Genomic DNA, 26912 nt, shown 5'->3' on the forward strand with positions numbered 1-26912 from the left:
GAGAATTTGAATTAATCAAAATTTATCTGAATTTCTCTGGATTGCAACGCTGGGCTCGCAATGACAAATCAAGGCAAATTTTGCTCCACTTTTTGCAACGACAAAATCGAGGCAGTATTTAAAAACTTGCGGTAGCGGAAATCTCGCAATGACATTAAATTCCCAAATTTATTAAATTCAAAACCAAATTATGCTATAAACTCCAAATTTTTACAATCAAAATTTTAGGATTAAATATGAAAATTTTAAAAAGCACAGATAGCAATTTCGCGCAAGAATTCGAGGCTCTGGTAAATCGCGGCAATATGGATATGCAAAAGGTAATGCCGATCGTAAGCGGTATCATCGATGATATCAAGGCGCGTGGCGATGAGGCGTTAAACGAGCAAATAGCCAAATTTGACAAATGGGAAGTTAAGGGAAATTTGGCGATTTCGCAAGATGAGATGAAAAAGGCTTTCGACGAGCTAAGCGACGAGTTAAAAACCGCGCTTAAAGTGGCGTATGATCGCATTTATGCCTATCACGAAAAGCAACTCGAAAAAAGCTGGATTGACTTCGGCGCGCACGGCGAAATTTTGGGCCAAAAAATCACACCCGTAGATCGCGCGGGGCTGTATATCCCAGGTGGCAAGGCCGCCTATCCTAGCTCGCTTTTGATGAACGCAGTGCCTGCAATCGTCGCAGGTGTCGCTGATATCACGGTCTGCACCCCTGCTGTGGGCGGAGTGGTAAATTCGCTTCTCTTAGCTGCCATGCATGTGCTAGGAATCAAAAAAGCCTATAAAGTAGGCGGTGCGAGCGCAGTCGCAGCCATGGCGTATGGCACTGAAACGATAGACAAGGTCGATGTCATCACAGGTCCCGGAAATATTTTCGTAGCGACGGCTAAAAAGCTAGTTTTTGGCGATGTAAATATCGATATGATCGCAGGTCCTAGCGAAGTGGGCGTGCTAGCAGATGCTAGTGCGAGTGCGTATCACACGGCTGTGGATTTGCTAAGCCAAGCCGAGCACGACGAGATTGCAAGCAGTATTTTGGTAAGTGCAGATGAGAAATTTGCCCTTGCTGTAAAAGATGAAATTTATAAAATTTTGCCTACATTAGAGCGCGAGAGTATCGCTAGAAAGAGCATTGATGATAAGGGCGCGATTATTATCGCGCGAGATTTCGACGAGGCGATAGATTTGATGAACGACCTAGCCGTCGAACACCTAGAAATCGCCATGGACAACGCCTACGATTACCTTGCGCGCATTAAACACGCAGGCGCGATTTTTTTAGGACACTACACGCCTGAGGCTATGGGGGATTATTTGGCGGGGCCAAACCACACGCTTCCGACTGGTGGCAGTGCTAGATTTTTCTCACCGCTTGGGGTTTATCACTTCATCAAGCGAAGCTCGATAATCGCGCTAAATAAGGGCGCAATCGACGCTCTGGGCGAGGCGTGCATGGCACTAGCGCAGGCTGAGGGGCTCACAGCGCACAAAAAATCGGTTGAAATTCGCTATAAAAATAATGATTAAAAAAATTTTCAAATTTTTTCTTTGGGTTTTTGGTATTGCTGGTTTTTTGCTTTTTGTTTTTGGCGTTGCTATTATTATTTTTTTTAATGCTTTAATTTTATTTACGCCGCCAGCTGGGTGCGATCCACGCGAGCCCAGCGACGCTTGCGATTATATAAACACAAATTACGAAAGCCAGTTTAAACACACCAAACCAAACCCCTTTCCTGCGGATTTAACCCCAAAGCCTATATTTTGGGAAAATGCGATTGATGGGGCATTTCCTGATGCCATTAGCGTGCCTTATATCTACTTGCGAGATAAGCATGGCGTGTGGCTTCGCTATAATGATGGCTTATCGTTTGATTATCTTTTGGGCGAAGATATGCCTGAAAAGCATTATTTATACATAGAAGATGATTTTTCGCCAAGCGAGGAAGTGCGAAAAAAGGAGAAATTTTTCAGGCACAAATCGTGGAATATCACCCTAAAAGAGGGCGCAAACGAAATTTACAAGCAAACGGCGCATAAAATCACTAGACAATACATTGGCTCGTTTGATTTGCACTCAAACCCGGGCAAGACAGTGTGGTTTCCTAGCAGTGCCGAGCAAAATTTCGAGGCAATTTCAAGATTGCAAATCCCGCTTGAAGCTTACGATTTCCCACATAAACTAAATAGAAATACCGAAATCACGCCCCAAAAATACGGTAAATTTCGCGGTGATAGCGAGGTTTTGCCAGTAGATGAAAATGTCTATGAGATTAAAACCCACGAAGGGACGCAAAAAATCCGCACCTCAAATATGAGCAAATGGTCCGTAGAATACAAAAAACAAAAGGCGATTTGCGGGGATAAATTTTGCCTATTTCTTTTCACGGATACAGATAAAAAAAATAAATATTGCGAAAACATAGGCAATGAAACAGCGATAGTTTTTTTAAATTTAGAGCGCAAATTCACATCTAGCTCATATAGCAATAGCCCGCTATATAATACCCATGGCTATCATTTTGGGCTAAAAGAGGGTTACGAAATCGACGATATAGCCTCATTTGAGATGATACCGAGCGAGTTTGCGGAGTTTGAGAAAAAACAGCAACCCGATAAAATGACCTACAAAAATGTCCCAACTGGCAAAAAATTTATCGAATATGAGCTTAAAATTTACGCCAAAGACGGCGCGCTCATCAATCAGTATTGCGACCACTACTACATGCACGAAAAAATAAGGGAGTTGTAGTGAAAATAGGGCAAATGGGCGGAATTTTTTATATTTTGCTTCTTTGCGTTTGCTTTGCTAGCGCAAATGAGCAGAATTTTACGCAGAATTTATCACAAAATTTTACGCAAAATTTAAACAAGAGTGTTTTTGTGGATACTGCGCCCGATACTGCGCCTGATACTGCGCCGAATTTGGACGCAAATTCTAGCAATGGTGTTTTTGCAGATACCACGCCAAATTTTGAAATTTTCCACGACGAAAACGCTACAAACGAGCAAATTTCTAGCGCGCTAGACGAACTTTTGGACTTTGCGCGCGCAAATGCTGAGCGCATAAATGAGGAATTTGGCGAGTATGGCGAGCGGATTTTTACGCATTTTATCTATAATTCCAAAATTTCGCGCACAGGCAAATTTGACTTTGACAAAATCTCTGAAATTTTAAAATTCAGCCCGAATTTGAATTATAACGAGGGCGATTTTGACAATCCATTAAATATCGTAAATTCCTATGGTTGCGATATTGGCGCAGGTTTGGAAAACGACGAAAATTCCACTAAATTTGATAGCGAGGAGCTGTTTGCGCTAATAGATTTGCTGGTAAGTAGTGGCGCCAAACCTAGCGAAAACGACGCTAAAATGGCTAGTGCGTGCGATAATTTTGACGCGTTTGCATATTTTTTGGCTAATGGCGCACCGCTAGGAAATGGCGTGGTCGCTGATATAACTTCGAGCGAGGCGGAGTTTATCAAGGACCAAAATATCACGCTCGATTATCTTTTAAAAACCCCGCCAAGCGATCTTAGGCGCATTGCGCAGAGTTACGATTTTTCGAGATTTCACGCCGATAAAATGCGGTTTTTCGAGGAGAGTTTGAAGTATAAAGGGATAAACGAGCTCGATAAAAAGGAGCTTGAAGGCTTTATTAAATTTTCTGCGCTTATGGATAATTCGCTTGCGGTGCAGTTTTTGTTGGAGCACGGCATTTGCGAGAAAGACCGCCAAATGTGCGCTTATATGAAGGCGCAGGCGAAGTATTTCGAGGCTGAGAAAATCTCGGATATGCTTAGCTTGGAGCTGAAACATAAATTTTGAAATTCTGTGAAATTTGAAATTCTTTAAATTTTTGAAATTCTTTAAATTTTTGAAATTTCACGCTGGCGCAACCTTAAAATACTGCACCGATTTTGTGTCATTGAGAAATTTTGCAAATTTTATTTGCTTTGTCATTGCGAGACCACGCAGTGGTCGAAGCAATCCAGTAAAATTTAGAGAGAATTTTAAAATTTGTAATTATTGACAAATTTGTCTGTGAATTGAAATTTATCTGAATTTCCCTGGATTGCTTCGCTTTCTACTAAAACTCGCAATGACAGCAAAAACACACGCTTTAAATTTTATACTCGTAGATTGCTTCGTCGCTTCGCTCCTCGCAATGACAATAGCAAGCAAATTTTGTATAATCTGTCATTGCGAGCAAGTGTAACGAGCGTGGCAATCTACGAGCCAAAATAACCAAACGCTATAATCCGTGTCATTGCGAGACCACGCAGTGGTCGAAGCAATCCAGTAAAATTTAGAGAGAATTTGAAAATTTAAAATTTTACGCTTTCCATTGTCATTGCGAGCGAGTGTAACGAGCGTGGCAATCTAAGAATTAAAAATTTAAGGTCAGTATTTTTGGAAATTTATTGTTAGGAATTTTATACTCGTAGATTGCTTCGTCGCTTCGCTCCTCGCAATGACAAATCGGAGATTAGGGAATTTCCCTGGATTGCTTCGCTACGCTCGCAATGACAATAGCGAGCAAATTTTGTATAATCTGTCATTGCGAGGCGACGCAGTCGCCGTGGCAATCTACGAGCCAAAATTACCAAACGCTATAATCCGTGTCATTGCGAGACCACGCAGTGGTCGAAGCAATCCAGTAAAATTTAGAGAGAATTTTAAAATTTATAAATTTCGATAAATTTATCTGTGAATTGAAATTTATCTGAATTTCCCTGGATTGCTTCGGCAAAGCGTCTTGACGCTTTGCTTTTGCTCGCAATGACAGCAAAAACACACGCTTTAAATTTAAACTCGTAGATTGCTTCGTCGCTTTGCTCCTCGCAATGACAAAATCGGGCAGTATTTAGGAACTTGCGGTAGCGAAAGCTCGCAATGACAAAAATAATGCTTCTTGCAATAACAAAGAATTTTCGGGCATAAAAAAAGCGCCGAAAAATTCGGCGCCGAAGTAGAAATAATAGTAAAATAACGATTATTTATCGTGTGCAATTCTCTCTCTCATAGAGCAAGCTTTTTCGTGACCTTGATCGCAAGCCATTTGTAGTGATAGCATTGCACGATCGTGATTATGCCATTTGCCGTCTAAAACTGAGTGGAAGATACCGTCGCGGTAGCAAGCCTCAGCCCATTTAGCGATATTGCAAGTTTTGTCATAATATGAGTGAGCTTTGTCATAGTCTTTTGGCAAACCATCTTGACCACGGAAATATTTCATACCAAGCTCAGTGCAAGCTTGATAATCTCCTGCTTCGCATTTAGCGTCCATTTCCTCTGCTATACCAGCGAATGCGCAACTCGCAAAACCAAATAGTGCTAAGAAAACTAGTTTTTTCATAACTTTCTCCTTGTAAAAATAATATGTGTTTCCTTTAAAACGCGTGATTATACACTAAAATAGTTATAATAGAGTTAAATTTTAATTAAATTTTGTGTAAATTCGATAATTTGCGCCGAATTTTATCGGCGCAGTGGTAAAAACAGAGTAAAAATAGCGATTAATTATCGTCTTTGATTCTCTCTGCCATTTTACAAGCTTTTTCATGACCTTGATCGCAAGCCATTTTCAAAGATAGCATTGCGCGATCGTGGTTGTGCTCTGCACCAACGCCTACTGAGTGGAAGATACCGTCGCGGTAGCAAGCCTCAGCGTAATTGTGTTGGTTACAAGTTTTATCATAATATGAGTGAGCTTTCTCGTGGTCTTGTGGCAAACCGTCTTGACCGCGGTAGTATTTCATACCAAGCTCAGTGCAAGCTTGATAATCTCCTGCTTCACATTTTGCGTCCATTTCCTCAGCTATACCAGCGAATGCACAACTCGCAACACCAAACAATGTTAAGAAAACTAATTTTTTCATAACTTTGCTCCTTTTAAATAAAATATTCGTTTCCTTTAAAACGGGGCGTATTATACTCCAAAAATTTGCTAATAAAGCTAAATTTTACTTAAATTTTTAGTAAATTCGACAAATTTTATTAATTTACTAGGTTTTACGCGTCTTGTAAGTAGTAGGATATTTGCTCGTCCTTTAACATACGGATAAGATTTGTAGTCCCACTTACACCTGTTGGATAACCTGCCGTCATGATATATGTTCCATCAAGCTTGATTGCGCCACAATCCACGCCGCTTTTGATAGCCTTTGCCATGAGCGTGTGAAGCTTGGCTTCTTCTGCTATAACTAGGCTTTGGCCTATACCCCAACAAAGCGTGAGATAGCGCGCTGTGTTTATATCGTGGGTAACGGCTAGGATATCGATATTTGGGCGATATCTCGCCATTTGCACGGCTAGTTTGCCAGAGGAGGTTAGGGCGATGATTTTATCCGCGTTTAGCTGACCTGCTAGCCTAACGGCAGATTCTGCCATGATATCGGTGCTATCGTGGTTTTCGTGCTTGAAGCGGTTGTAAGCGTAGATCTCTTGCGCTTCTAGTATCGTATGCGACATAGCGCGCACGACAGCGACTGGATTTATGCCTACTGCGCTCTCTTCGCTTAGCATTACAGCGTCTGTGCCGTCAAGCACGGCATTGGCGACATCGCTAATTTCGGCTCTGGTGGCTGTTTCGTTGCGCGTCATACTAAGAAGCATTTGAGTGGCTGTGATGACTGGTTTAGCAGCTTCGTTTGCCTTTTTGATAATCAATTTTTGGATTGAAGGCACCTTGTAAAACGGCACCTCGATACCCAAATCGCCCCTAGCGACCATGATTCCGTCGCTCTCGTCGATAATGCTATCTATGTTTTCCACAGCGTCAAATTTTTCGATTTTTGCCAAAACATGGGCGTGTGAGCCTGAGGCGCGCAAAATTTTCTTTGCTTTGATTATGTCGTTTGCGCTTTGCACAAAGCTGATTGCCACAAAATCCACGCCAAGAGTAGCGCCAAATTCCATATCGGCTCTATCTTTTGGCGTGATGACATCTATGCCAAGGACGGTATTTGGGAAATTTACACCTTTTTTCGAGCTTAGGGTGCCGTCGTTTTCGATGACGGTTTGAACGACATCGTTTCCACTGTGAGCGACCCTAGCGCGGATTATGCCGTCGTAGAGATAGACATATTCGCCAGCTTTTAGCATAGGCAAAATTTGGGGTTGATTAATGCTAAGAGCGTAGTGGTGTGGGGCGATTTGGGTGCCGATTTGCTCTTTGGCGTAGATATCAAGCCTATCGCCAGCTTTTAGCTCGAAAGGCGTATCAAGCTCGCCAATGCGGATTTTAGGGCCGCAGATGTCTTGCAAAATCCCGATATGAAATCCGACCTTTTTCTCCACGCTACGGATTTTTGCGACATTTTGAGCGTGGTATTCGTGCGAGTTGTGCGAAAAATTTAGTCTAAAAACATTGACCCCAGCCCTAACCATGGCTTCCATTATCTCTTCGTTATCGCTAGCTGGGCCAAGCGTGGCTATGATTTTTGCTTTTTTCATTAAATTTTCCTTTGTGTTAAAATTTGAAATTTAAAAGTAAAATTTATGCAGAAAAATTCTGCATAAATTTGATTATTTTACAAGTTCGTTTTCGAATTTTTCAGCGTCGAATTTTTTGCCCAAAAACGAGCAGATTGAGATAGCGTCGCGCTCTGCGTTGCCAAAACAGCTTGTCGCACCCGGGCTTGGAGTCATATTGAAAATCACGCCGTTATTATCGTCAATTCTAGCCTCGCCTAGAAGCAATTCAAGCTTGTCTTGGTCGATGATTTGGGCTCTGACGCCTCCAAAACCTTTGGCATAGTAAATATCTTCTTCTCTAATGCTAGGTATGATTTTTTTGGCATTTTTGACAAAGAGTTTTTTGCCTAAAACTGGGGCTTCAAACGCGATATTTCGCAACAAGAAATTTCTAACATCGCTATCGCCGAAATTGTTCCAAAATACCTTTGCGACCTTTGGCGTAAAATTTAGGGATTGGAAAAACTCAGGCACCGAGCGACAGCCTTTGTAACGCTCTAATTTTGGCATAGTTAGCGCAGTAGGGCCAAATCTCGTGCAACCATCAGCTAGCAGGTCAGGGTCTCCGTGAAGTGCGGCAAATGGGAGTTTTGGGTTTTGCACCATATAGACTTTGCCGTTTAATAGCTTTTGTTTGGTTAGATAAAAGCTTCCAGCGATACAAATCGCGCTAAGGCTCTTGCCATAGCCCATTTTGTGCGCTAGCCACAGCGAGTGCGCGCCCGCATCGACTACGACGAAATCAGCACTAACTGAAATTTTATTTGCAGTGCGGATATAAAATTTATCGCCTACCTTTGTGATATTTTGAACCTCAGAATTTAGGTATAAATCGCAAATTTTGCCCTTTGTTTTTTGCGCATTTTCGACTAGGGTATTTGTCATGGCGCCAAAATCAATCGTGGTATATGCGCCACTTTGCACGCCAAGACCTGCGACATCTTCGGGGCGAGGGTTGCCATTGCTATCGAAAATGACCTTTGGCTCGATCTGTTTTAGCTTGTCTTTATCATAAAATTCCAAATACGGATAAAGCTCTTTGAAAACCTCATAGCGATCTTTGATAAAAGCGACCTCGCTGTCGCCCACGCCGATTGCCATTTTTTGCCCTTCAAAGATAAATTTACCGATATAATCGTGCTTTTTGCAGTATTTCGCAATCATATCGGCTGCGCGTTTGACCTTTTTGGCTTTGTCGATTGTGTAGTTTGTCTCGATATCGCCACAATGAATCGTTTGCGAATTTGCCGTGCCTTTTGTATTTAGCGTGGCTAAACCTTCGTATTTTTCGATGATTGCGATGGATTTTATATCAGTGTATTGCGCCAAAGTATATGCTAGCGCACCGCCAGAAATACCGCCGCCGACGATGACGACTTCGTAGTGTTTTTCTTGCATTTTCACCCCTTAAAAGTATGCGATATTTTGCAAAAATTTTACTTAAAAAAGTGTTAAATTTCGCCGAATTTATCGGAATTTCTCGGAGTTAAATTTAAGATTAAATTGTCATAAAATAACTAAGAATTTAAAAATTTCGCAAGGTTAAATTCCTTGCGAAATTTTATTTTTTCAAAGATTTGAAAAGCTCTACGCTATCGAGTTGCTCCCATGGGTATTTTGGGTTGCCGACTTGGCCATAAGCAGCTACTTTTGCGTATAAAAATGTCTGGGCACTTGGTTTGTCTAGGCCGAATTTCTCAGTAATCCAACGCGGGGTTAGGGCGAAATTTTCGAGGACAAATTTCGAGAGTGTATCATCATCAATACCAGCGTTTGTACCCATACAATCGACACTCACGCTAACTGGTTTTGCTACGCCGATAGCATAGCTTAGCTGGATTATACATTTTTTCGCTAGCCCTGCTGCGACGATATTTTTAGCGATATAGCGCGCTGCGTAAAGACCTGAGCGATCGACTTTGGTGTAGTCTTTGCTAGATTGTGCGCCACCGCCGATTGGCGAATATCCGCCAAAGCTATCGACGATGAGTTTGCGTCCAGTCAAACCGCTATCGTGAAGCGAGCTGTGATTTACATAGCGACCTGTTGGGTTGATATAAATTATGGTTTTTTCTTTTTGATAAAGCTCTTTTGGAAGGCCTGCTGTGTCAATTAAATTTTGGATTAGCTCACGCACATACTCGATACTCATACTCTCCACGCAAGGCGCGCTAACTACGATTGTGTGGATTGATTGTGGTTTGCAGTCTTCGAAATTTGACTTCGTGCCATAATCAAGCGTAACTTGTGTTTTAATATCCACACCAAGCTGATTTGGGTGAGTTTTGGCATACTCATAAACCTTATCGCAAAGAAGCCTTGCATAAGTAATCGCTGCTGGCATGAAATTTTGCGTCTCCGAGCTCGCAAAGCCAAACATTATGCCTTGATCTCCCGCGCCGATCTCGCCACTTTCTTGATCTACACCTTGATTGATATCTGGGCTTTGTTGGTTTAGATATACATCGACCTCGACATCTTGCGGGTGTAGGCATTGCTCGCGGGTAAAAAATGGATTGTCATTGTAGCCAATGTCGCTAAGAGCGCGTTTGACGATATGGCGATAATCATCGTGTGTAAAATCGACCTTGGCATTTACTTCGCCGCCGATTACGATATGTTTGCCCGCTACGAAAACCTCGCTAGCTACGCGTCCTTTGGGATCTTTTTTTAAAATTTCATCGACAATTGAATCTGCGATTATGTCGGCGCATTTATCTGGGTGACCAGGGCTTACGACCTCGCTCGTGAATAGATACATTTAAGCTCCTAAAATTTTGAAAATTTTGGGCGTAATTCTAGCGTTTAATATTTAATGTAAAATGAAATTTTATTAAATTTTTAAAGAATTTAAATAATGTTAAATAAAAATTTAGATATATTGCGACAAATTTTACTCATTGAAAGGGAGGCAAGATGACTTATTTAGATAAGCTAATACAAAGTTACAGCAACAAAAGCCTGATAATGCGCATTATCATCGGACTTTTGCTCGGTGCTGCGCTAGGGTATTTTGCTAGGGTCGGTGTATCTGGGCTGGATTTAGACGGCGGTGAAACAAATGCGTGGAGTAATATAGCGAATTTGGCTAGATTGTTTGGTGATTTTTTCGTAAGTGCGCTTAAAGCTGTCGCCCCAGTGCTAGTTTTTATTCTAATTTTAAGTTCGCTTGTCAATAAAACTTTTGGAAGCACGACAGGACTAAAAAGAGTTATCGTGCTTTATATCGTAGGCACGCTTTTGGCTGCTTTTGTTGGCGTTGGAGTAAGCTTTATGTTTCCGACTCCGATTGCGCTTGATGGCGTTGACGCGGCAAACTCACCTGCACCTGCAAATGTCTGGGAAGTGCTAAAAACTACATTTTTCAAAATCGTTGATAACCCTGTAAATGCCCTTTCTAGCGGTAATTATGTCGGTATTGTCGCATGGGCGGTAGGACTTGGAATCGCGCTTAAATTTTGCACGAACGAAACCAAACGCTTCATCGGCGATTTAAGCGAAGGTGTAACGAAAATAATCCAAGTCGTAATCCAGCTTGCGCCAATCGGTATTTTTGGCATTATTACCTACACTGTGTATGATTTGGGCGTGGAAGGTCTAGCAACCTATGCTAAGCTTACAGGCGTGCTTGTGCTAGCACTTATTTTAGTAGCTGTTGTGGTAAATCCGCTAATCGTATTTTTCGTAACCAAGAAAAACCCTTTCCCTATCGTCTTTACCTGCCTTAAAGAGAGCGGAATTCCAGCGTTTTTCACACGCTCATCGGCTGCGAATATCCCTGTAAATATGAACCTTTGCAAAAAACTTGGCGTTGATGATGAGCTAAGCTCTATCTCTATCCCACTAGGAGCTACCGTAAATATGGCGGGAGCCGCTGTGGTTATCGCTATTTTGGCACTTTCGACTGCATACACGCTAGGAATTCACCCAGATTTTGGCACAGCTTTGCTTCTATGCGTAGTCTCAGCCGTGGGCGCATGTGGCACAAGTGGCGTGCCTGGCGGTTCGCTTATGCTTATTCCGCTTGCTTGTGCGCTTTTTGGTATCGACAACGATATCGCATTTAAGGTCATCACCGTCGGTGTCATAATCTCTGTAATCCAAGACTCAATGGAAACAGCCCTAAATAGCTCTACCGACGCACTTTTTACAATTATCGTTTCACAAACTTCAAAACATTAAAATTTAAAAATTTAAGCGACCAAATTTTTGGTCGCTTACCACTGTATAACTCTTTTTGGCTAGAATTGCGCCAAAAATTTAAAGGAAAAGTATGAATTGGGATTTGAGTGAATTATTTCAAAACGAGGAAAAATTTGAGCTTGCCATAGAAAATACACGCACTAAGGCTAGCGAATTTGAGGCGAAATTTAGGGGAAATTTAGCGAATTTAACCTGCGATGAATTTTGCGAAGCGTTAGGCGAATACGAGCGCATAAACGCGCAAATTTCAAAGATTATGAGCTTCGTGCATTTAGATTTCGCCAGAGATACTACGCGTGGGGCAAGGCAAGCCAAAGTGGAGCAAATCTGCAACGATATCGCCCAAAATTTGCTATTTTTCGAGCTAGAATTTAACGAGCTTAGCGAGGAGAGAGCGCAAAATTTCATCGCGGGTAGCGGGCGTTTTGCTTACTATTTAAATTTGCTTAAAAAACACAAATCGCACCAGTTAAGCCTGCTTGAAGAAAAGGTTTTGCTAAAAACGAGCGTGGTTGGCGCAGAGGCGTTTTCGAGGCTGTTTGATGAGAGTATGGCAAGGCTAAAATTTGACTTTGGGGGCGAGAAAATCAGTGAAGAGGAGCTTTTATCACACCTTTACGATAGCGATAGAAATGCACGCAAGCAGGCCGCAGTCTCGCTAAGTGCGGTCTTAGAGCAAAATTCACACCTTTTAACCTACATTTATAATATGATAAAAACTAGCCTTAAAATCAGTTGCGAGCTTCGCGGATACGCACAAGGCGAGCTAATCATGCACGAAGAAAACCAAATCGAAAAATCAAGCGTCGATGCGCTCATTAGCGCAACCGAGCGAAATTTTGATTTAGTGTGGCGCTACTATGATAAAAAGCGCGAAATTTTGGGACTTGAAAAGCTCTATGATTTTGATCGATACGCACCGCTAAATTTAAACGACGATAGCAAATTTAGCTTTGATGAGGCCAGACAAATCGTCCTTGACGCCTTTGATAAATTTAACCCTAAATTTGGGCAAATCGCAAGGGAAGCGTTTGCGAAAAACTGGATTGATGCAATGCCAAAGCCAAATAAACAAAGTGGTGCATTTTCGCACTCTGGTTCGGCTGATACGCACCCGTTTGTGCTACTAAATTTCACCGCCAAGCGTCGCGATGTATTCACCCTAGCGCACGAGTTAGGTCATGCAATCCACCAGTATTTAAGCTATGGCGTGGGATATTTTTACTCATTTACGCCACTTACCACAGCTGAGACAGCCTCTGTATTTTGCGAAATGCTAGTCTTTGACTATATGCTCTCGCGCGCGGATAAAAGCGTGGCTCGCGCCATGATAGCAAACAAACTCGAAGATATTTTTGCCACGCTGTATCGCCAGATAGGATTTACGACATTTGAGCGCAGAATTCACGCCTCGCCTGATGAGCTAGCCACCGAGCAAATCAATGAAATTTGGCTAGAAGAGTCCAAAAAAATGTTTGGCGAGGCGCTAGAACTTAGAGATGAATATAAAATTTGGTGGAGTTATATACCGCACTTTATCCATACGCCGTTTTACTGCTACTCTTATGGCTTTGCGCAGTTGCTAGTTTTGGCGCTTTATGGGCTGTATAAAAGTGGCAAAATTTCAAATTTCGCCGAAATTTACACTGAATTTTTAAGCTCGGGCGGAAGCGATTCGCCGAAAAATTTAGTCGCAAAATTTGGGCTAAATTTAGATGATGATAAATTTTGGGAGATTGGAATTTCTCAAATTCGCTCTCTCGTCGATGAGTTTGTAAAGGAGTAAAGATGATTTTAGAAAACGAAAAATTCATACAAAAAGAGATTGCGCACATCAAAGAAATTTTGGAGCTTTTTTTCGAGCTTGGCGAGAGTTTTGGCGTGGTAGCGCGCACAAGCGAGGTGAAATTCGACCCCGAACTTCCTAGCGAGATAAGTGCGGGCTTTATCAAAAAACCTGTGATTTTCTTCGAGTTAGAAAACTACACGCTGTCAAGCGCGCATATCCAAAAGGACGATTTGAAATTTGAAGCTGGTTTTGGTAGCGAGGATTTCGCAGCAGTCGTATCAATCCCGCTGTATGCTATAATGGAGCTAGTCCAAGCTAACACCCCAGTGGCTGTAAATTTAGCCAAAATTGATAGCGAGTGGATCAAAAAAGAGAGATCTCGCAGAATTTTCGCTAGATAGGAAAGATATGAAATTTTTAGACGAATTAAACGAGGCTCAGCGCAGGGCAGCACTGCATATAGACGGAGCTATGCTGATTTTAGCGGGCGCAGGTAGTGGCAAAACTAAAACAATCACCGCGCGCCTAGCTTACCTGCTAGCAAACGGCGTGCCCGCGCAAAACACGCTCACGCTAACTTTCACAAACAAAGCAGCTAGCGAAATGCGTTCTCGCGCGCTTAATCTAATCGCAAATTTAAGGCTTGAAGTGGGCGTGCCACTGCTATGCACATTTCATAAATTCGGACTTTTGTTTTTGAAATTTTACATTAGCGAGCTTGGCCGTAAGCCAAATTTTGCCGTCATAGACACAGACGATAAGAAAAAAATCCTAAAATCGTTTGAGATAAATTTGCAAACAAGCACCATGGCAAATGAAATTTCAAAATACAAAAACGCCCTAATTGGCCCAGATAAGCTTAAAAACAATATCGCCTCTCTAAGCGATGATATCAGGCAGGCAAACGAGGGATTTTACGCCAAAATGCTAGAAGCTTACACCAGATACGAGGAGTATTTGCTAAGCAATAATTTAGTCGATTTCGATGATTTGCTCGTGCTTCCTTATAAAATTTTAGACGCAAACGAGACACTTTGCGATGAAGTTTCGCGCCAATACACCTACATAACCGTCGATGAGTATCAAGACACGAACGAAATTCAGTTTAAACTACTACAAAAGCTTTGCAAAGCGCACCAAAATTTAACCGTCGTGGGCGATGATGATCAGAGCATTTATAGCTGGCGTGGGGCTAGGGTGGAAAATATCCTAAAATTTCGCGATCAATTTGAAAATGTAAAATATGTGAAATTAGAGGAAAATTACCGCTCGACTAGCCAAATTCTCTTCGCCGCAAACGAGCTAATTTCGCATAATAAAAACCGCCTAGGCAAAAATTTAAAAAGCACATTTGGCAAGGGCGAAGATATCAAAATCCTACACTGCGAAAACGAAAGCGACGAAAGCGCGCAGGTAGCGGCAAAAATCAAAGAGCTCATAAACTCAGGTATCCACCCAGCCCAAATCGCCGTGCTTTACCGCGTAAATGCTCTTTCGCGCGCACTCGAAGAGGGGCTAAACCGCGCGAAAATCGCATATCGCATAGTAGGTGGCGTGAAATTTTACGAAAGAGCCGAGATCAAAGATATCATCGCATACCTGCGCCTAATCATCAACGAAAACGACGATTTTTCAATGCGACGCATTATAAATGTCCCAAAAAGGGGCATTGGCAAGGTTAGCCTTGCAAGGCTCGATGAAATCGGCGCAAGGAAGCATTTAAGCCTGTTTGATGCGTTTTCGGATCAGGGTGCAAATCTAAGTGCCAAAGCAAAAGAGGCCCTAGAAAAGCTCAAACTCCACATAAACGAACTCTCGCACGAGCCAAGCGTGGAGAAAAAAATCGACGGAGTGCTGGATAAATTTGAGCTAAAAGAATACTACGAGGGTATGCCAGAGGGCGATGATAGAGTGGCTAATATCAACGAATTTTGCGCTATGCTAAAAGATGAAGCCATAAATAAGCCAAATTTTGATTTGGGCGAGTTTTTAAACGATTTAGCACTCCTTAGCGATCAAGACAATATCAGCACAGAGGCGATAAATATCATGAGCGTGCATGCTAGCAAGGGTTTGGAGTTTTCACACCTTTTTGTCATCGGGCTTGAAGAGGGGTTTTTCCCAATCATCAGCGACACGACAGATTTAGAAGAGGAGCGCAGGCTAGCGTATGTAGCCATAACTAGGGCGAAAAAAGAGCTAACGCTTAGTTTTGCGAATTCACGCTTTTATCGCGGGAAACGGGACTATCTATCCAAATCGCGATTTTTAGGCGAAGCAGGGCTAATCGATATTCCACTTAGCCCACAAAGTGACGGCGAGTTTAAAAAGGGCGATTTAATCACCCACAAACTCTTTGGCATGGGCAAAGTAAGCGCGGTAAATGGCGACAAACTTACCATAAATTTCGGCGGAATCGAGCGCATGATAATGAAAAATTTCGTGCAAAAACTAGTATGAATAGACTTTTTTTAGCAAACAAACCTGCCGGAATTTCATCAAATCAGTTTTTAGGACGCTTGAAGCGCAAATACGGCGTGAAAAAAGCTGGATTTTCTGGCACGCTAGATCCCTTTGCTAGCGGGGCTTTGGTCATTGGCTTTGGCGAATACACGAGATTTTTTCGCTTTTTGCGTAAGGCTCCAAAAATCTATATCGCCACGCTGTGGTTTGGTGCTAGTAGCCAAAGTGGCGATAACGAAAACATTTATAGCGTAGAAAATGTGCCAAAGCTTAGCATGGAGCAAATTTTAGGCGCAAGGGATAGCTTGCTGGGCGAGGTGCGATACACACCACCAAAATTTAGCGCGAAAAAAATCGATGGCGTGCGTGCGTATGAACTAGCAAGGCGTGGCGAGGAAGTAGCGCTTAAAGAGCAGGTTATGAGCGTGTATGAGTGCGAAATCCTAAGCTATCGCCACCCGTTTTTAAGCTTTAAAATTTCAGTTAGCGAGGGCGGATATATCCGCTCATACGGCAAACTTCTTTGCGAAAAGCTAGGCGTGTGCGGGACACTAAGCGCGCTTTGCCGAGTAAGTGAGGGCGCATTTAGCCTAGAAAATCCGAAATTTATGAGTGAGGCTAGCATAAATCCGAAAGATTATCTAAATTTAAAAGAAAATTTTTATAATGGCGATAAAAATGAAATTTTGCTCGGCAAAAAACTTCGCGCGCAAAATTTTAATTTTCAAAACAGTGGCGAATATTTGATAAATTTGGGCGAATTTCACGCGATAATCGAAATTTGCGATGGCGAAGTAAAATATTTATGGAATAGGATAAAGATTTGAAAAGTTTTGCTAAAATAAATGTTTTTTTGAAAATTACTGGCGCAAACGGCGCATTTCACGATATCGCCTCTCGTTTCGTGCTTTGTCATGAGCTTTATGACGAGATTAGCTTTGAGCGTGGCGAGCGGGGCGGATTTTGCATAGAGTGCAATGAAAAAATTGCTGGTAAAAACATAATCCAAAGCGCATACGAGCGGCTGTGCGAGAGCGGTTACAAAAACGAGCTCGATGAATTTTTTGCAAAATTTTATGTAAAACTTTACAAACAAATTCCAGCAGGCGGTGGATTGGGTGGCGGTAGCAGTAACTGCGCCGCGTTTTTAAAAATGATAAATGATGAGCTAAATTTGGGAATTTCAAAGCCAAATTTAATGCAAATTGCAAATTCGCTCGGAAGCGATATTTGCTTTTTTTTAAGTGGTGAGCGAAGCGCAAATGTGAGTGGCAAAGGCGAAATAATCGAAGCGTTTGATGATGAAATTCCGCCACTTAGGCTTTGCCTAAAAGGGCTATTTTGCGATACTGGCGCGGTGTATAGGGAATTTAGAAAAAATCATTTTAATAAAATTGATTTAGGCTTAGCTAACAAACTTTTAAAGCTAAAATCAAGCGAAATTTTAAGTAATTTTGACGCTGATAGCCTAAATGATTTGCTAGCCCCAGCGCGCGCACTTTATCCAGATTTGCGCCTAGAAAAGGGCGAGTTTTTAAGCGGAAGTGGCAGTTCGTGCTTCAAGGTAGATTTAAGGTAGAAAAATGATAAAAGAACTTACAAAAAATAGAAAAGCTTTCCACGACTTCGAAATTTTAGAAAATTTCGAAGCTGGCGTGGTTTTAAAGGGTAGCGAGGTCAAGTCCTTGCGCGCTGGCAGGGCAAATCTCAAAGACAGCTTTTGTCGCATAATAAGAGGCGAGTTGTTTTTGCTGGGGGCGCACATAAGCTATTTGGAGCATACTAACCCGCATTTTCGCCCAGACGAAAAGGCCCCAAGGAAGCTTTTAATGCACAAAAAGCAAATTGACAAACTTCTAGGTCATGTCAGCAAGGACGGCCTTACGCTGGTTGTTACTTCGCTGTATCTAAACGACAAAAACCGCGTCAAGGCTAGGGTGGCACTAGCGCGTGGTAAAAACCTGCATGATAAAAGAGAGGCGCTAAAACGCAAGGAAGCCGACAGGGAGGCTAGAAGCGCGATGAAAAATTATAAATAGAAATTATAAGTAAAAAGGAGAAATGATGAGAAAAATTTTAACGCTGATTTTTGCTGGATTGCTTCTTTGTGGTTGTAATGATGAAAGTGCGCAAAATGCGCAAAATAGCGAAGCGATGGCAAAATTTACCCCATTTAGCGTGGGCGAAAAATTTAGCTTAAAAAGCGTCGTGGGTGGCGAAGTGGTTATCGAGCGCACAAACAAGGGCTTTAAACTAGCTGGAAGCGATAAAATTTTGATGTTTGATATCTTTGGGACATATTGCGAGCCGTGCAAAATCGAGGCTCCACACCTAATGGACTATCAGCTAAAAAACGCAGATGATTTTATAATGGTGGGCCTTATTCACTTCGAGGATATCACAGACGCGCAGGTCGTGGAGAATTTCACCAAAAAATACAATGCGTATTATTTCATAGCAAACGACAAACAAAATTCCCGAATTGTGGAGCAAATTTTAACCGATATCAACTACCGCCACGCACTTTCAATCCCATTTAAGGTGGTTTTTAAGGACGGCGAGTATCAGACACTGACAGATATAAATGAGGGAGATGAGCGCGGAAAGCCGTATTATTTAGGTATGGTCTCTACTAAGGTGATAGAAAAAGATATGCTTAGGATAAAAAATGGCAACGCAAACTAGCACAAAGGTGCGAGTTAAGACCTTCAAACCCTCGCCGTATCGCGTGGTGCTACTAAATGACGATGTTACGCCAATGGATTTTGTGGTGATAATTTTAATCGAAATTTTCGCTCACACCACGCAAAACGCAGTCAAAATTATGCTAAATGTCCATAAAAATGGGCGCGGGATTTGTGGGGTATATGCCAAAGAGATCGCCAAAAGCAAGCAAGAAGCCGTTTTAGAGGCAGCCGCGAGAGAGGGCTTCCCGCTAAAATGTATTATAGAGGAGGATAAATGATAGGATTTTATTTACAAAAAGATATTGATAACGCTGTGCGAAACGCCGTAAAAGGCGGGTTTGAGTATGTCAGCATAGCAAGCGTGATATATGAAATTTTCTCAGATAAAAATTTTAGAAATTTTTTTGAAAACGAGTTTTCAAATTTTGAGTATGAAAATTTCAAAACCAGCATTGGCGAGCTAATCGCTTCAATGCCAAAATCAGATGAAAAAAACCGCACCAAGGTCGCAGCGACAACCGATTTGGCGCGCATTATGGGGCTTTTCGAGGAGAGCATTGACAACGAAAACGAGCTAGATTTTATATCTTATGTCCTTGCTAGCAAAGATACTGACGCGGCTAAAATTTTCGAATTTTACGGAATAAATTCTTACGATTTTGATAAATTTAGAGATAGATATTTACAATGGTTTGATAATCGCGATATGGCGCAAAACGGCGAAAATGGCGAGATGGACGAGGGGCTTTTTAATGATTTTTTAGGCGAAGATGACGAGAGCAAAAAGAAAAAAAAGCCAGCTAGCGAGCTATATACGACGAATTTAAACGAAATGGCAAAAAGTGGCAAAATCGACCCGCTAATCGGGCGCGAAAAAGAGATCGAAAAGACCTTGCAAACCCTTTGCCGCCGCAAAAAAAACAATCCAGTCCTTGTGGGCGAAGCAGGCGTGGGAAAGACGGCTATAATCGAGGGAATCGCACTAAAAATCGCAAATGGCGAGGTTCCAGCAAAGCTAGCTGATAAGACGATTTTTGCCCTTGATATGGGCGCTCTCGTAGCTGGGACGACGCTAAGGGGCGAGTTTGAGGAGAGATTAAAAAATGTAATAGATGAATTTAGCAAAAATGATAAAGCTATACTTTTCATAGATGAAATTCACACAATTGCGGGTGCAGGGGCAGGATCGCGCGAGGATTTGGATATGTCAAATCTGCTAAAACCGGGCCTTGCAAACGGCACGCTAAGCCTAATTGGTGCCACGACTTACGCTGAATTTCGCAATCTAAGCAAAGACAAAGCGCTTGCTAGAAGGCTATGCAAAATCGACATAAACGAGCCTAGTATCGAAGATAGCGTGGAAATTTTAAAAGGAATTGTGAAAAAATACGAGGAATTTCACAATGTCAAATTTAGCGATGAAATTTTGCGTGAGGCTGTGAATTTAGCCAAACGCTACGAAAGCGACAAATTTTTGCCAGATAGCGCGATTGATTTGATTGACGAAGTGGGCGCAAGCTACGCATTTAAGGAGCATAGCGAGGCGATAAATGTCAGCAAAGAGGATTTGGTAAATGTGCTAAGTGCTAGCGCAAATATCGCAAATTTAAGCCAAAGCGTCGATAATAAAGAGACCTTGCGAAATTTAGAGGAAAATATCAAAAAAGAAATTTTCGGTCAAGACGAGGCAGTTTCTAGCCTAAGCAAAGCACTTTTGCGCTCTTATGCGGGACTTAGGCACGAAAATTCGCCAATTGGCGTGTTTTTATTCACAGGAAGCTCGGGCGTAGGCAAAAGCGAGCTAGCCAAGGTTTTGGCTAAAAATTTAGGTGTAAATTTCGAGCGATTTGATATGAGCGAGTATATGGAAGCTCACAGCGTGAGCCGCCTAATCGGAGCGCCTCCGGGATATGTGGGGTTTGAAAACGGCGGAATTTTGACAAATCAGATCAAAAAACACCCTTACAGCGTCGTGCTTTTCGACGAGATCGAAAAGGCTCACCCAAGCATGACAAATATATTTTTGGGTATTTTTGATAACGGCGTGCTAACTGACACAAACGGCACGAGTAGCGATTTTAAAAACACCATTATCATTATGACCTCGAATTTAGGCACCAAAGAAGCGCCGCAAGTGGGCTTTACCAAAGATGAAAGTTATAAAATCGACAACGCTGTAAAGAGCTTTTTCGCCCCTGAATTTCGCAATCGCATAGATAAAATCATAAATTTCAACCCACTAAAAGGCGAAATTTTAGAAAAAATCGTGGATAAAACAGTGCGCGAAATACAATCAGGGCTCAAAAATATCGAAATTTCGCTAAGCAAAGGCGCAAAAGAGTTTTTGATAAAAAAAGGTTATAGCGCAGAATTTGGCGCAAGAAATCTCAAACGAGAGGTGCAGTTGCAAATCTCAGATGAGATTAGCTCGGAAATTTTATTTGGAGCGTTGCAAAATGGTGGTAGGGTTTTTGTGGATTTTGCTGATGAAAAGCTTAAATTTGACTTCGAAAGCGTGCCAATGCTGGACGCGAAGGTATCAAATACTGTCCAAATTAGCGCAGATGAGAACGGCGGTTTAACCAAAAATCCAGACGAACCCCAAAACGCTACGGTCATAAAATAAAAATGTCGAAATTCTACACCTTCCCAAACCCAAAAACCGCGCCAGATTTCGCCCCGCTAGCTAGCGGGGGAGATTTGAGCGCAGAGTGTTTGCTAAGCGCATACACGCAAGGGATTTTCCCGTGGTTTTGTGAGACAGAGCCGATTTTATGGTGGTCGCCAAACCCGCGCGCCATACTGGAACCAAACTGTGTGCGTGTGCAAAAATCGATAAAGCCATATTTAAAACGATATGAAGTAAAATTCGACCAAAATTTTGCTAGATTTATCACCCTTTGCAAACAAACCCGCCAAAACTCAGATGATGGGACTTGGATAAGCGATGAGATTGTAGAGGCGTATGTAAATTTAGCAAATTTAGGCGTCGCTCACAGCGTGGAAGTCTATGAAGAAGGCGTTTTAATTGGCGGATTATACGGGCTGATTTTGGGCAAGGTGTTTTGTGGCGAGAGTATGCTTAGCCTAAAAACAGGCGCGTCGAAGGTCGCTTTAATCACGCTTTGTAGGGTTTTAGAAAAATTTGACTTTTTGATTGATTGTCAGATTATGAACGAGCATTTGCGCTTTATGGGGGCGCAAGATATGCCAAGGGGCGAATTTTTAGCCAAATTTCAAATTTTGCAAAACTTGCCAAGCGGATTTGAAAAATTTAAAGATTTAGAAAAGTTGATATGATTTTACGGGATAAAAACTCAAATATCGGTATTTGCGTGCTTGCGGCTGTGCTGGGATTTTTGATGTGCGTGTTTGTGTGGATGATGTTTTACTCTGCTAGTAGCGATCGCAGGCTTCCACGCCTTGACATAAACGAAACAAACAGCGCAATCAGGGGCTCAATCATCACCAAAGACAAATATGTCGTCTCAAACTCGACCAAACTCTACAAAGTCAGCATAGACTCTCGCTCTCTTGATCCGCACAAGCTCGATTTGTTTGTCAAACTCTACTGCATTTACACAGGCGATAGCGAAAAATGGGTCAAAAAAACAATCCAAAGCTCAAAGGGCACCACGGTTTTATCCTATAAAATCGACGCCAAAACAGCCGTGCATTTAAAAGAGTTAGCCTACAAGCTAAATTTAAAGAAATTTTTCGTAGCCTTTGAGACGGCTAGCGGGCGTGTAAATCCGCCAGTGCGCATGAGCGTAAGCGAAAGTGGCGAAAAGCGCACTTACAATATCCAAAACTCCCTAACCCCGCTTTTAGGCTATATCAACAAAAAAGAGGTTTCAGGGATTACCAAAGTAGTCGGCATTAAGGGCGTGGAGAAATACTATGAGTATTATCTAACCCCGCTAAAAGATGAGTTTATCACGGGCCCAAGGGATCTAAAAGGCAATATTATCCTAGAAAAAAGCACCAAAAAAACAAACAAAATCGACGGATATAATGTCCATTTAAGCGTGCCTTTGGCGCTACAAAGAGATGTTGAAAGGCTAATTGATAAAGCTAGCTTAGCTTACGATGCCAAAGAGATAGTCGTAGGCATAATGAACTCAAAAACAGGCAAAATTCTCTCCCTTGCCACAAACGCTAGATATAATCCCGAAAATATCACAAAACAAGATGTGAAAAATCTAAATTCGACCGCTAGCGAGTATGCTTACGAGGTCGGCTCGATTATGAAGCCGATAATTTTCTCAATCGCTTATGAGGGAAATTTAGTCAAACCAACCGAGATTATAAACACCCATAATGGCGCATACAAGCTAGGTTCGCGCACTATCCGCGACACTCACCCAGCAAAGTCAATGAGTGGCGAGGAAATCATCGTGCATTCATCAAATATCGGTATGATTAAAATCGCCGAGCGTATGAGTGGGCAGATGATTTATGACGGGCTTTTAAATTTCGGTATGGCGCAAAAAACCGGTATTGATTTGCCTTACGAGCAGATTGGAAATATCCCTAGCGTGCGAAGTTTGGAAGGCAAGGTTTATAAAGCTACGATTAGTTATGGTTATGGCGCGCAGATGACATTTTTGCAGATGTTGAGCGCGTATGGAGTTTTTAATAACGGCGGAGTTTGGATTAGTCCAAGACTGGTCGAAAATTTAGAAATGAACGGTAAAATTTACCCTGTAAATGAGAGTGAAACACGCACCGTGCTAAGCCCGCAAACAGCAGATGTTATGAGAGAAATTTTGATTAAGGTAGTCGAAGGCGGCACAGGGCGCAAGGGGCGCACGAGCGGTATCGAAGTAGGGGGCAAAACAGGCACCGCTAGAATTGCCAAAGGCGGCGGATATTCTAGCGCGTATAATAGCTCGTTTTTTGGTTTTGCGAACGACGCTCACACTAGCTACACCATAGGCGTGCTAGTTAGAGAGCCTAAAAAAGGCAGTTATTACGCGGCGCAAAACGCCTTACCTGTGTTTAAAAGCATAGTTGATTTGCTAGTTGAAAAAGGATTTTTAACCCCTAGTGGCGATAGCGACAAGATAAATCATGTAGATATTAAAGATTTAAATGAAATCAAAGATTAAAGGATAAGCGATGAAAATAGGAATTATCGGACTTGGTTATGTGGGGCTTCCCCTAGCAGCGGCATTTAGCGCAAAACACAGCGTAGTGGGCTTTGATATAATGAAATCTCGCATAGACGAGCTAAACGGGGGCCATGATAAGACCCTAGAATTAGAAGATGAGAAACTTGCCACAGCGCTAAAAAATGGACTTAAATTTACCTGCGATATAAATGATTTAAAAGATTGCAACTTTTATGTCGTTTGCGTCCCAACGCCTGTGGATAAATTCAACCGCCCAGATATCACGCCACTAATCAAAGCTAGCCAGAGTGTGGGCTCGGTGCTTAAAAAGGGCGATATCGTAGTGTATGAAAGCACGGTCTATCCAGGAGCAACAGAGGAGGACTGTGTGCCTGTTTTAGAGCGCACTAGTGGGCTTAAATTTAACGAGGATTTTTTCTGCGGATACTCGCCAGAGCGCATAAATCCGGGCGATAAAATTCACACTGTAACAAAAATCAAAAAAATCGTCTCAGGTAGCAATGGGCGCACCCTCGATATCGTCGATGAAACATACTCTTCTATCCTAGAAAACGGCACTTTTCGCGCCAAAAGTATCAAGGTAGCAGAAGCTGCCAAAGTCATCGAAAATACACAGCGCGACATAAATATCGGCTTTATCAACGAGCTTGCGATTTTGTTTAACAAACTAGGAATAGATACCAATGATGTCATCGACGCAGCCGCGACGAAATGGAATTTCCTAAGCTTCCGCCCAGGGCTTGTGGGAGGGCATTGTATCGGCATAGATCCATACTACCTAGCCCAAAAAGCCACAGAGGTGGGCTATCACCCGCAAATCATACTCGCAAGTCGCCGTATCAACGACAATATGGGCAAATATGTCGCCACGCAGGTCGTGCAGATGATGATAAAATTTGACAAAAAAATCAAACATAGCAAAATTTTGATTTTAGGTCTTACCTTTAAAGAAAACTGCCCAGACATACGCAATACGCGCGTTATTGATATGATTGATGAGCTTAAAAATTTCGGTTGCGCGGTCAGTGTGTATGATCCATGGGCGAGCAAGGATGACGCGAAACGCTACTACGATATCGAGCTAATCGAAAAGCCAAATTTAGGCGAATTTGATTGCGTTGTAATCGCTGTGGCGCACAATCAATTTAAAGAATTCGACTACTCTGGCTCACTAGTGTATGATGTGAAAAATATCTACGAAGGCGCGCAAGGCAGGCTATAATAAGCTATAATCTGGGGCTAAATTTAGCCCTGGGTTTTTTGGGCGTGAGTTATGATAAATGATGCGAACTCATCGCCAAAATTCGGACACTCACAAACCTCAAAATAGCTAAATTTAAGCTCTTTTGCCACATTTCTAAAATACATATCAAGCTCAAATTTCGTCTCAGAATTATCTATGCAAAACGAAATCGGAAAAATCAGCGCGCGCTTATTTTGCAAATTTGCCAAATGCTCGTTTAGGTTTGGTTCTAGCCATTTTACGGGGCCTAGGCGGGATTGATAGGCGAGCGAAATATCTTTAAATTTTATGCCAGATTTTTGCAAAATTTCACTTAGAATTTTAACATGCTCATTAACCTGCACCTCGTAAGGATCGCCAGCGGCGATGATTTTTACAGGCAGTGAGTGAGCCGAGAAAACTAAGCTTGTGCGCGAAATTTCATCAGCACTTAAATTTTTGATTTTTTCTTTGATTAAATTTAGCAGGATTTGGTTGTAAATTTCGCTTTTATAAAAAATATCAACTATTTTAAAATTTGAAATTTCTAAATCCACTAAGGCTTTTTTAGCGTCGTCAATGCTCGATTTCACCGTCGTTTGCGAAAAATGCGGATAAAGTGGAAAAAGTAAAATTTCATCAAATTTCGCATATTTTGCCAAAACATCACGAGCAAAAGGGGCAGTGTAATTCATAGCAAAATCGCAAACAAACTCATTTTGGTATAAATTTATCTTATCGCAAAGTCGCTTTGTAAGCCCAGCGATAGGGGATTTTCCGCCAAGTTTTTCGTAGTTTTGGCGTGCTTCTTTAACGCGCATTTTAGTAATCAAACTGGCTAAAATTTTGCGCAAAATTTTGCTTTTGACCCCCAAAATATTTGGATCGCAAAACATATTTTTTAAAAATACGCTAACCTCGTCTAGGCTATTTGGACCGCCCATATTTAGGAGAATTAAGGCTTTTTTCACGAGATTAACTCTCTTAGTTTGATTGCTTCATCAGGGGTCGCAATTCCCTCGAATTTAGAATTTTCGATTAAATTTAAAAACGCTTTGTGCTGGTATCTAAGCGCGTAATCATCGCGATCTACACGCTGATTTATCCGTCCATCATTTGTAACTTTAAATAAATTTAGCGATTCTAAATCGCCAAAATAAACGCCAGAATTCGTGCAAATCTCCACGCCGTGGCGTTTGAGCGGATATAAATTTGATAGCAAAATCGTGCAATTACTCATCGACTTTGTGCGAAATGCGACGCCGATGCCGTTAGAATCGCCGTTTTTGCAGATATTTTGTGATGAAATTTCAGATTTGCTAAGCAGGGCAATCAAATCTAAATCCCTAATCAGCGCATTTTGCAAGCAGTTTGCACTCTCAGAGCTAAATCCATCTACGAAATTTATCGAATAAATTTTCTCGTCCTTAGCCAGCTCCCTACACAGCGAGATTATGACAGGATTATAGCGCCCAGCATATCCCACGCCAAGCTTCGCGCCGTTAATCGAAATAGAGTAATTTATCTCCCTAGCCTCAGCTAAATTCCCAGCGAGCGGGGATTCTACAAAGATATTTTTGGTAAAAGGTATGCATTTTAAAATGATTTCTTTGTGCGTCGCAGGCGGTGTAGCGATGACCACAGCGTCTGGTTTGGCACTTTCGAACATTTTTGATAAATCATTATAAAGTGGATATCTAGGGCCAAAATCCTCGGTTTTTTCTTTGTCATAAAGCGCGACCAAATCGAAATAATCGCTTCTTCTAAGCTCTTTGAAATGTTTTGCGCCAAGCTCCCCTAAGCCTATTATGGCTATTTTTTTCTTCATTAATTAATCCTGTAAATTTTGCATATTTTTCATTATAACGAATAAGAGTAAAAATTTATATTTCTTAAAATCAAAATTTGCTAAAATGGGCGCTAAATTTTACTAAA

Annotated in this window: 23 protein-coding genes; 16 read left to right on the forward strand and 7 right to left on the reverse strand. The window is 41.8% G+C overall.

From position 1 onward, the window contains the following. Window positions 1-236: 236 nt before the first annotated feature. From hisD to PF027_RS03980, 3 genes are read left to right on the forward strand one after another with little or no spacing between them, the layout of a single operon-like run. On the forward strand, window positions 237-1529 hold the full coding sequence (hisD, locus tag PF027_RS03970; RefSeq protein ID WP_270875121.1) for a histidinol dehydrogenase: 1293 nt from the start codon (window positions 237-239) through the stop codon (window positions 1527-1529). Window positions 1530-1575: 46 nt separating this feature from the next. Further along, a complete protein-coding gene (locus tag PF027_RS03975; RefSeq protein WP_270877370.1) occupies window positions 1576-2751 on the forward strand; it encodes a hypothetical protein in 1176 nt (391 codons plus the stop codon). Beyond that, window positions 2751-3827, forward strand: a complete 1077-nt coding sequence (locus PF027_RS03980; RefSeq protein WP_270877371.1) for a hypothetical protein — start codon at window positions 2751-2753, stop codon at window positions 3825-3827. Before PF027_RS03975 ends, PF027_RS03980 begins: the two co-directional genes overlap by 1 nt. A 1168-nt stretch (window positions 3828-4995) precedes the next feature. Here the strand turns inward: PF027_RS03980 and PF027_RS03985 are convergent. From PF027_RS03985 to metK, 5 genes are all read right to left on the reverse strand, one after another. Beyond that, window positions 4996-5358, reverse strand: coding sequence for a hypothetical protein (locus tag PF027_RS03985; protein WP_270865001.1), 363 nt, complete (start codon window positions 5356-5358; stop codon window positions 4996-4998). A gap of 160 nt (window positions 5359-5518) precedes the next feature. Beyond that, on the reverse strand, window positions 5519-5881 hold the full coding sequence (locus PF027_RS03990) for a tetratricopeptide repeat protein (protein ID WP_270861734.1): 363 nt from the start codon (window positions 5879-5881) through the stop codon (window positions 5519-5521). Window positions 5882-6014: 133 nt separating this feature from the next. Next, the gene (gene pyk / locus PF027_RS03995; protein WP_270869520.1) at window positions 6015-7457 is read right to left on the reverse strand and encodes a pyruvate kinase; all 1443 of its coding nucleotides are present in this window, start codon (window positions 7455-7457) and stop codon (window positions 6015-6017) included. Window positions 7458-7529: 72 nt separating this feature from the next. Then, a complete protein-coding gene (locus PF027_RS04000) occupies window positions 7530-8876 on the reverse strand; it encodes an FAD-dependent oxidoreductase (protein WP_270877372.1) in 1347 nt (448 codons plus the stop codon). Window positions 8877-9039: 163 nt separating this feature from the next. Beyond that, entirely contained in the window at window positions 9040-10239 is a 1200-nt protein-coding gene (metK, locus tag PF027_RS04005; RefSeq protein WP_270858903.1) for a methionine adenosyltransferase, read from the reverse strand. A gap of 155 nt (window positions 10240-10394) precedes the next feature. Between metK and sstT the strand changes: the two genes are divergently transcribed. From sstT to PF027_RS04070, 13 genes are all read left to right on the forward strand, one after another. Then, a complete protein-coding gene (sstT, locus tag PF027_RS04010; RefSeq protein ID WP_270861731.1) occupies window positions 10395-11660 on the forward strand; it encodes a serine/threonine transporter SstT in 1266 nt (421 codons plus the stop codon). 91 nt (window positions 11661-11751) lie between these two features. Further along, window positions 11752-13467, forward strand: coding sequence for a M3 family oligoendopeptidase (locus tag PF027_RS04015; RefSeq protein WP_270877373.1), 1716 nt, complete (start codon window positions 11752-11754; stop codon window positions 13465-13467). Window positions 13468-13469: 2 nt separating this feature from the next. Further along, entirely contained in the window at window positions 13470-13871 is a 402-nt protein-coding gene (locus tag PF027_RS04020) for a hypothetical protein (RefSeq protein ID WP_270870750.1), read from the forward strand. A 7-nt stretch (window positions 13872-13878) separates the two neighbouring features. Beyond that, window positions 13879-15930 carry an ATP-dependent helicase gene (locus tag PF027_RS04025; RefSeq protein ID WP_270877374.1) on the forward strand — a complete coding sequence of 684 codons (2052 nt, stop codon included), beginning with the start codon at window positions 13879-13881 and terminating at the stop codon, window positions 15928-15930. Beyond that, the gene (truB, locus tag PF027_RS04030; protein WP_270871859.1) at window positions 15927-16760 is read left to right on the forward strand and encodes a tRNA pseudouridine(55) synthase TruB; all 834 of its coding nucleotides are present in this window, start codon (window positions 15927-15929) and stop codon (window positions 16758-16760) included. Before PF027_RS04025 ends, truB begins: the two co-directional genes overlap by 4 nt. After that, the gene (locus PF027_RS04035; protein ID WP_270871858.1) at window positions 16757-17512 is read left to right on the forward strand and encodes a 4-(cytidine 5'-diphospho)-2-C-methyl-D-erythritol kinase; all 756 of its coding nucleotides are present in this window, start codon (window positions 16757-16759) and stop codon (window positions 17510-17512) included. The genes truB and PF027_RS04035 overlap by 4 nt, the downstream gene beginning before the upstream one ends. A gap of 4 nt (window positions 17513-17516) precedes the next feature. Then, window positions 17517-17972, forward strand: coding sequence for an SsrA-binding protein SmpB (gene smpB, locus PF027_RS04040; RefSeq protein ID WP_270858896.1), 456 nt, complete (start codon window positions 17517-17519; stop codon window positions 17970-17972). 25 nt (window positions 17973-17997) lie between these two features. Beyond that, entirely contained in the window at window positions 17998-18618 is a 621-nt protein-coding gene (locus PF027_RS04045) for a TlpA family protein disulfide reductase (RefSeq protein WP_270869513.1), read from the forward strand. Continuing rightward, a complete protein-coding gene (locus PF027_RS04050; protein WP_270858894.1) occupies window positions 18602-18898 on the forward strand; it encodes an ATP-dependent Clp protease adaptor ClpS in 297 nt (98 codons plus the stop codon). Before PF027_RS04045 ends, PF027_RS04050 begins: the two co-directional genes overlap by 17 nt. Next, window positions 18895-21246, forward strand: a complete 2352-nt coding sequence (locus tag PF027_RS04055; protein ID WP_270871857.1) for an AAA family ATPase — start codon at window positions 18895-18897, stop codon at window positions 21244-21246. The genes PF027_RS04050 and PF027_RS04055 overlap by 4 nt, the downstream gene beginning before the upstream one ends. Window positions 21247-21248: 2 nt before the next feature. Beyond that, window positions 21249-21920 (forward strand): leucyl/phenylalanyl-tRNA--protein transferase, encoded by a 672-nt coding sequence (gene aat, locus PF027_RS04060; protein ID WP_270871856.1) that lies wholly within the window; start codon window positions 21249-21251, stop codon window positions 21918-21920. Continuing rightward, window positions 21917-23731, forward strand: a complete 1815-nt coding sequence (locus tag PF027_RS04065; RefSeq protein ID WP_270870744.1) for a peptidoglycan D,D-transpeptidase FtsI family protein — start codon at window positions 21917-21919, stop codon at window positions 23729-23731. Before aat ends, PF027_RS04065 begins: the two co-directional genes overlap by 4 nt. A gap of 10 nt (window positions 23732-23741) precedes the next feature. Continuing rightward, window positions 23742-24977: a nucleotide sugar dehydrogenase gene (locus PF027_RS04070; protein ID WP_270871855.1), complete on the forward strand. Its 1236-nt coding sequence runs from the start codon at window positions 23742-23744 to the stop codon at window positions 24975-24977. A 23-nt stretch (window positions 24978-25000) separates the two neighbouring features. Here PF027_RS04070 and hemH read toward each other — a convergent pair whose 3' ends face one another. Beyond that, window positions 25001-25948, reverse strand: coding sequence for a ferrochelatase (gene hemH / locus PF027_RS04075; protein ID WP_270871854.1), 948 nt, complete (start codon window positions 25946-25948; stop codon window positions 25001-25003). Beyond that, window positions 25945-26805 (reverse strand): Gfo/Idh/MocA family protein, encoded by an 861-nt coding sequence (locus PF027_RS04080; protein ID WP_270858888.1) that lies wholly within the window; start codon window positions 26803-26805, stop codon window positions 25945-25947. The genes hemH and PF027_RS04080 overlap by 4 nt, the downstream gene beginning before the upstream one ends. Window positions 26806-26912: the final 107 nt, after the last annotated feature.

Source organism: Campylobacter sp. VBCF_01 NA2 (assembly GCF_027797205.1).
Taxonomy (GTDB): domain Bacteria; phylum Campylobacterota; class Campylobacteria; order Campylobacterales; family Campylobacteraceae; genus Campylobacter_B.

Coding starts and splice junctions, on each gene's coding strand:
- aat (WP_270871856.1), top strand. CDS start 21,249: ATGTCGAAATTCTACACCTTCCCAAACCCAAAAACCGCGCCAGATTTC.
- PF027_RS03985 (WP_270865001.1), bottom strand. CDS start 5,358: ATGAAAAAACTAGTTTTCTTAGCACTATTTGGTTTTGCGAGTTGCGCA.
- truB (WP_270871859.1), top strand. CDS start 15,927: ATGAATAGACTTTTTTTAGCAAACAAACCTGCCGGAATTTCATCAAAT.
- smpB (WP_270858896.1), top strand. CDS start 17,517: ATGATAAAAGAACTTACAAAAAATAGAAAAGCTTTCCACGACTTCGAA.
- sstT (WP_270861731.1), top strand. CDS start 10,395: ATGACTTATTTAGATAAGCTAATACAAAGTTACAGCAACAAAAGCCTG.
- PF027_RS04065 (WP_270870744.1), top strand. CDS start 21,917: ATGATTTTACGGGATAAAAACTCAAATATCGGTATTTGCGTGCTTGCG.
- metK (WP_270858903.1), bottom strand. CDS start 10,239: ATGTATCTATTCACGAGCGAGGTCGTAAGCCCTGGTCACCCAGATAAA.
- PF027_RS04020 (WP_270870750.1), top strand. CDS start 13,470: ATGATTTTAGAAAACGAAAAATTCATACAAAAAGAGATTGCGCACATC.
- PF027_RS04080 (WP_270858888.1), bottom strand. CDS start 26,805: ATGAAGAAAAAAATAGCCATAATAGGCTTAGGGGAGCTTGGCGCAAAA.
- PF027_RS04045 (WP_270869513.1), top strand. CDS start 17,998: ATGAGAAAAATTTTAACGCTGATTTTTGCTGGATTGCTTCTTTGTGGT.
- hisD (WP_270875121.1), top strand. CDS start 237: ATGAAAATTTTAAAAAGCACAGATAGCAATTTCGCGCAAGAATTCGAG.
- PF027_RS04055 (WP_270871857.1), top strand. CDS start 18,895: ATGATAGGATTTTATTTACAAAAAGATATTGATAACGCTGTGCGAAAC.
- PF027_RS04015 (WP_270877373.1), top strand. CDS start 11,752: ATGAATTGGGATTTGAGTGAATTATTTCAAAACGAGGAAAAATTTGAG.
- PF027_RS04000 (WP_270877372.1), bottom strand. CDS start 8,876: ATGCAAGAAAAACACTACGAAGTCGTCATCGTCGGCGGCGGTATTTCT.
- PF027_RS04050 (WP_270858894.1), top strand. CDS start 18,602: ATGGCAACGCAAACTAGCACAAAGGTGCGAGTTAAGACCTTCAAACCC.
- pyk (WP_270869520.1), bottom strand. CDS start 7,457: ATGAAAAAAGCAAAAATCATAGCCACGCTTGGCCCAGCTAGCGATAAC.
- PF027_RS03990 (WP_270861734.1), bottom strand. CDS start 5,881: ATGAAAAAATTAGTTTTCTTAACATTGTTTGGTGTTGCGAGTTGTGCA.
- PF027_RS04025 (WP_270877374.1), top strand. CDS start 13,879: ATGAAATTTTTAGACGAATTAAACGAGGCTCAGCGCAGGGCAGCACTG.
- PF027_RS04070 (WP_270871855.1), top strand. CDS start 23,742: ATGAAAATAGGAATTATCGGACTTGGTTATGTGGGGCTTCCCCTAGCA.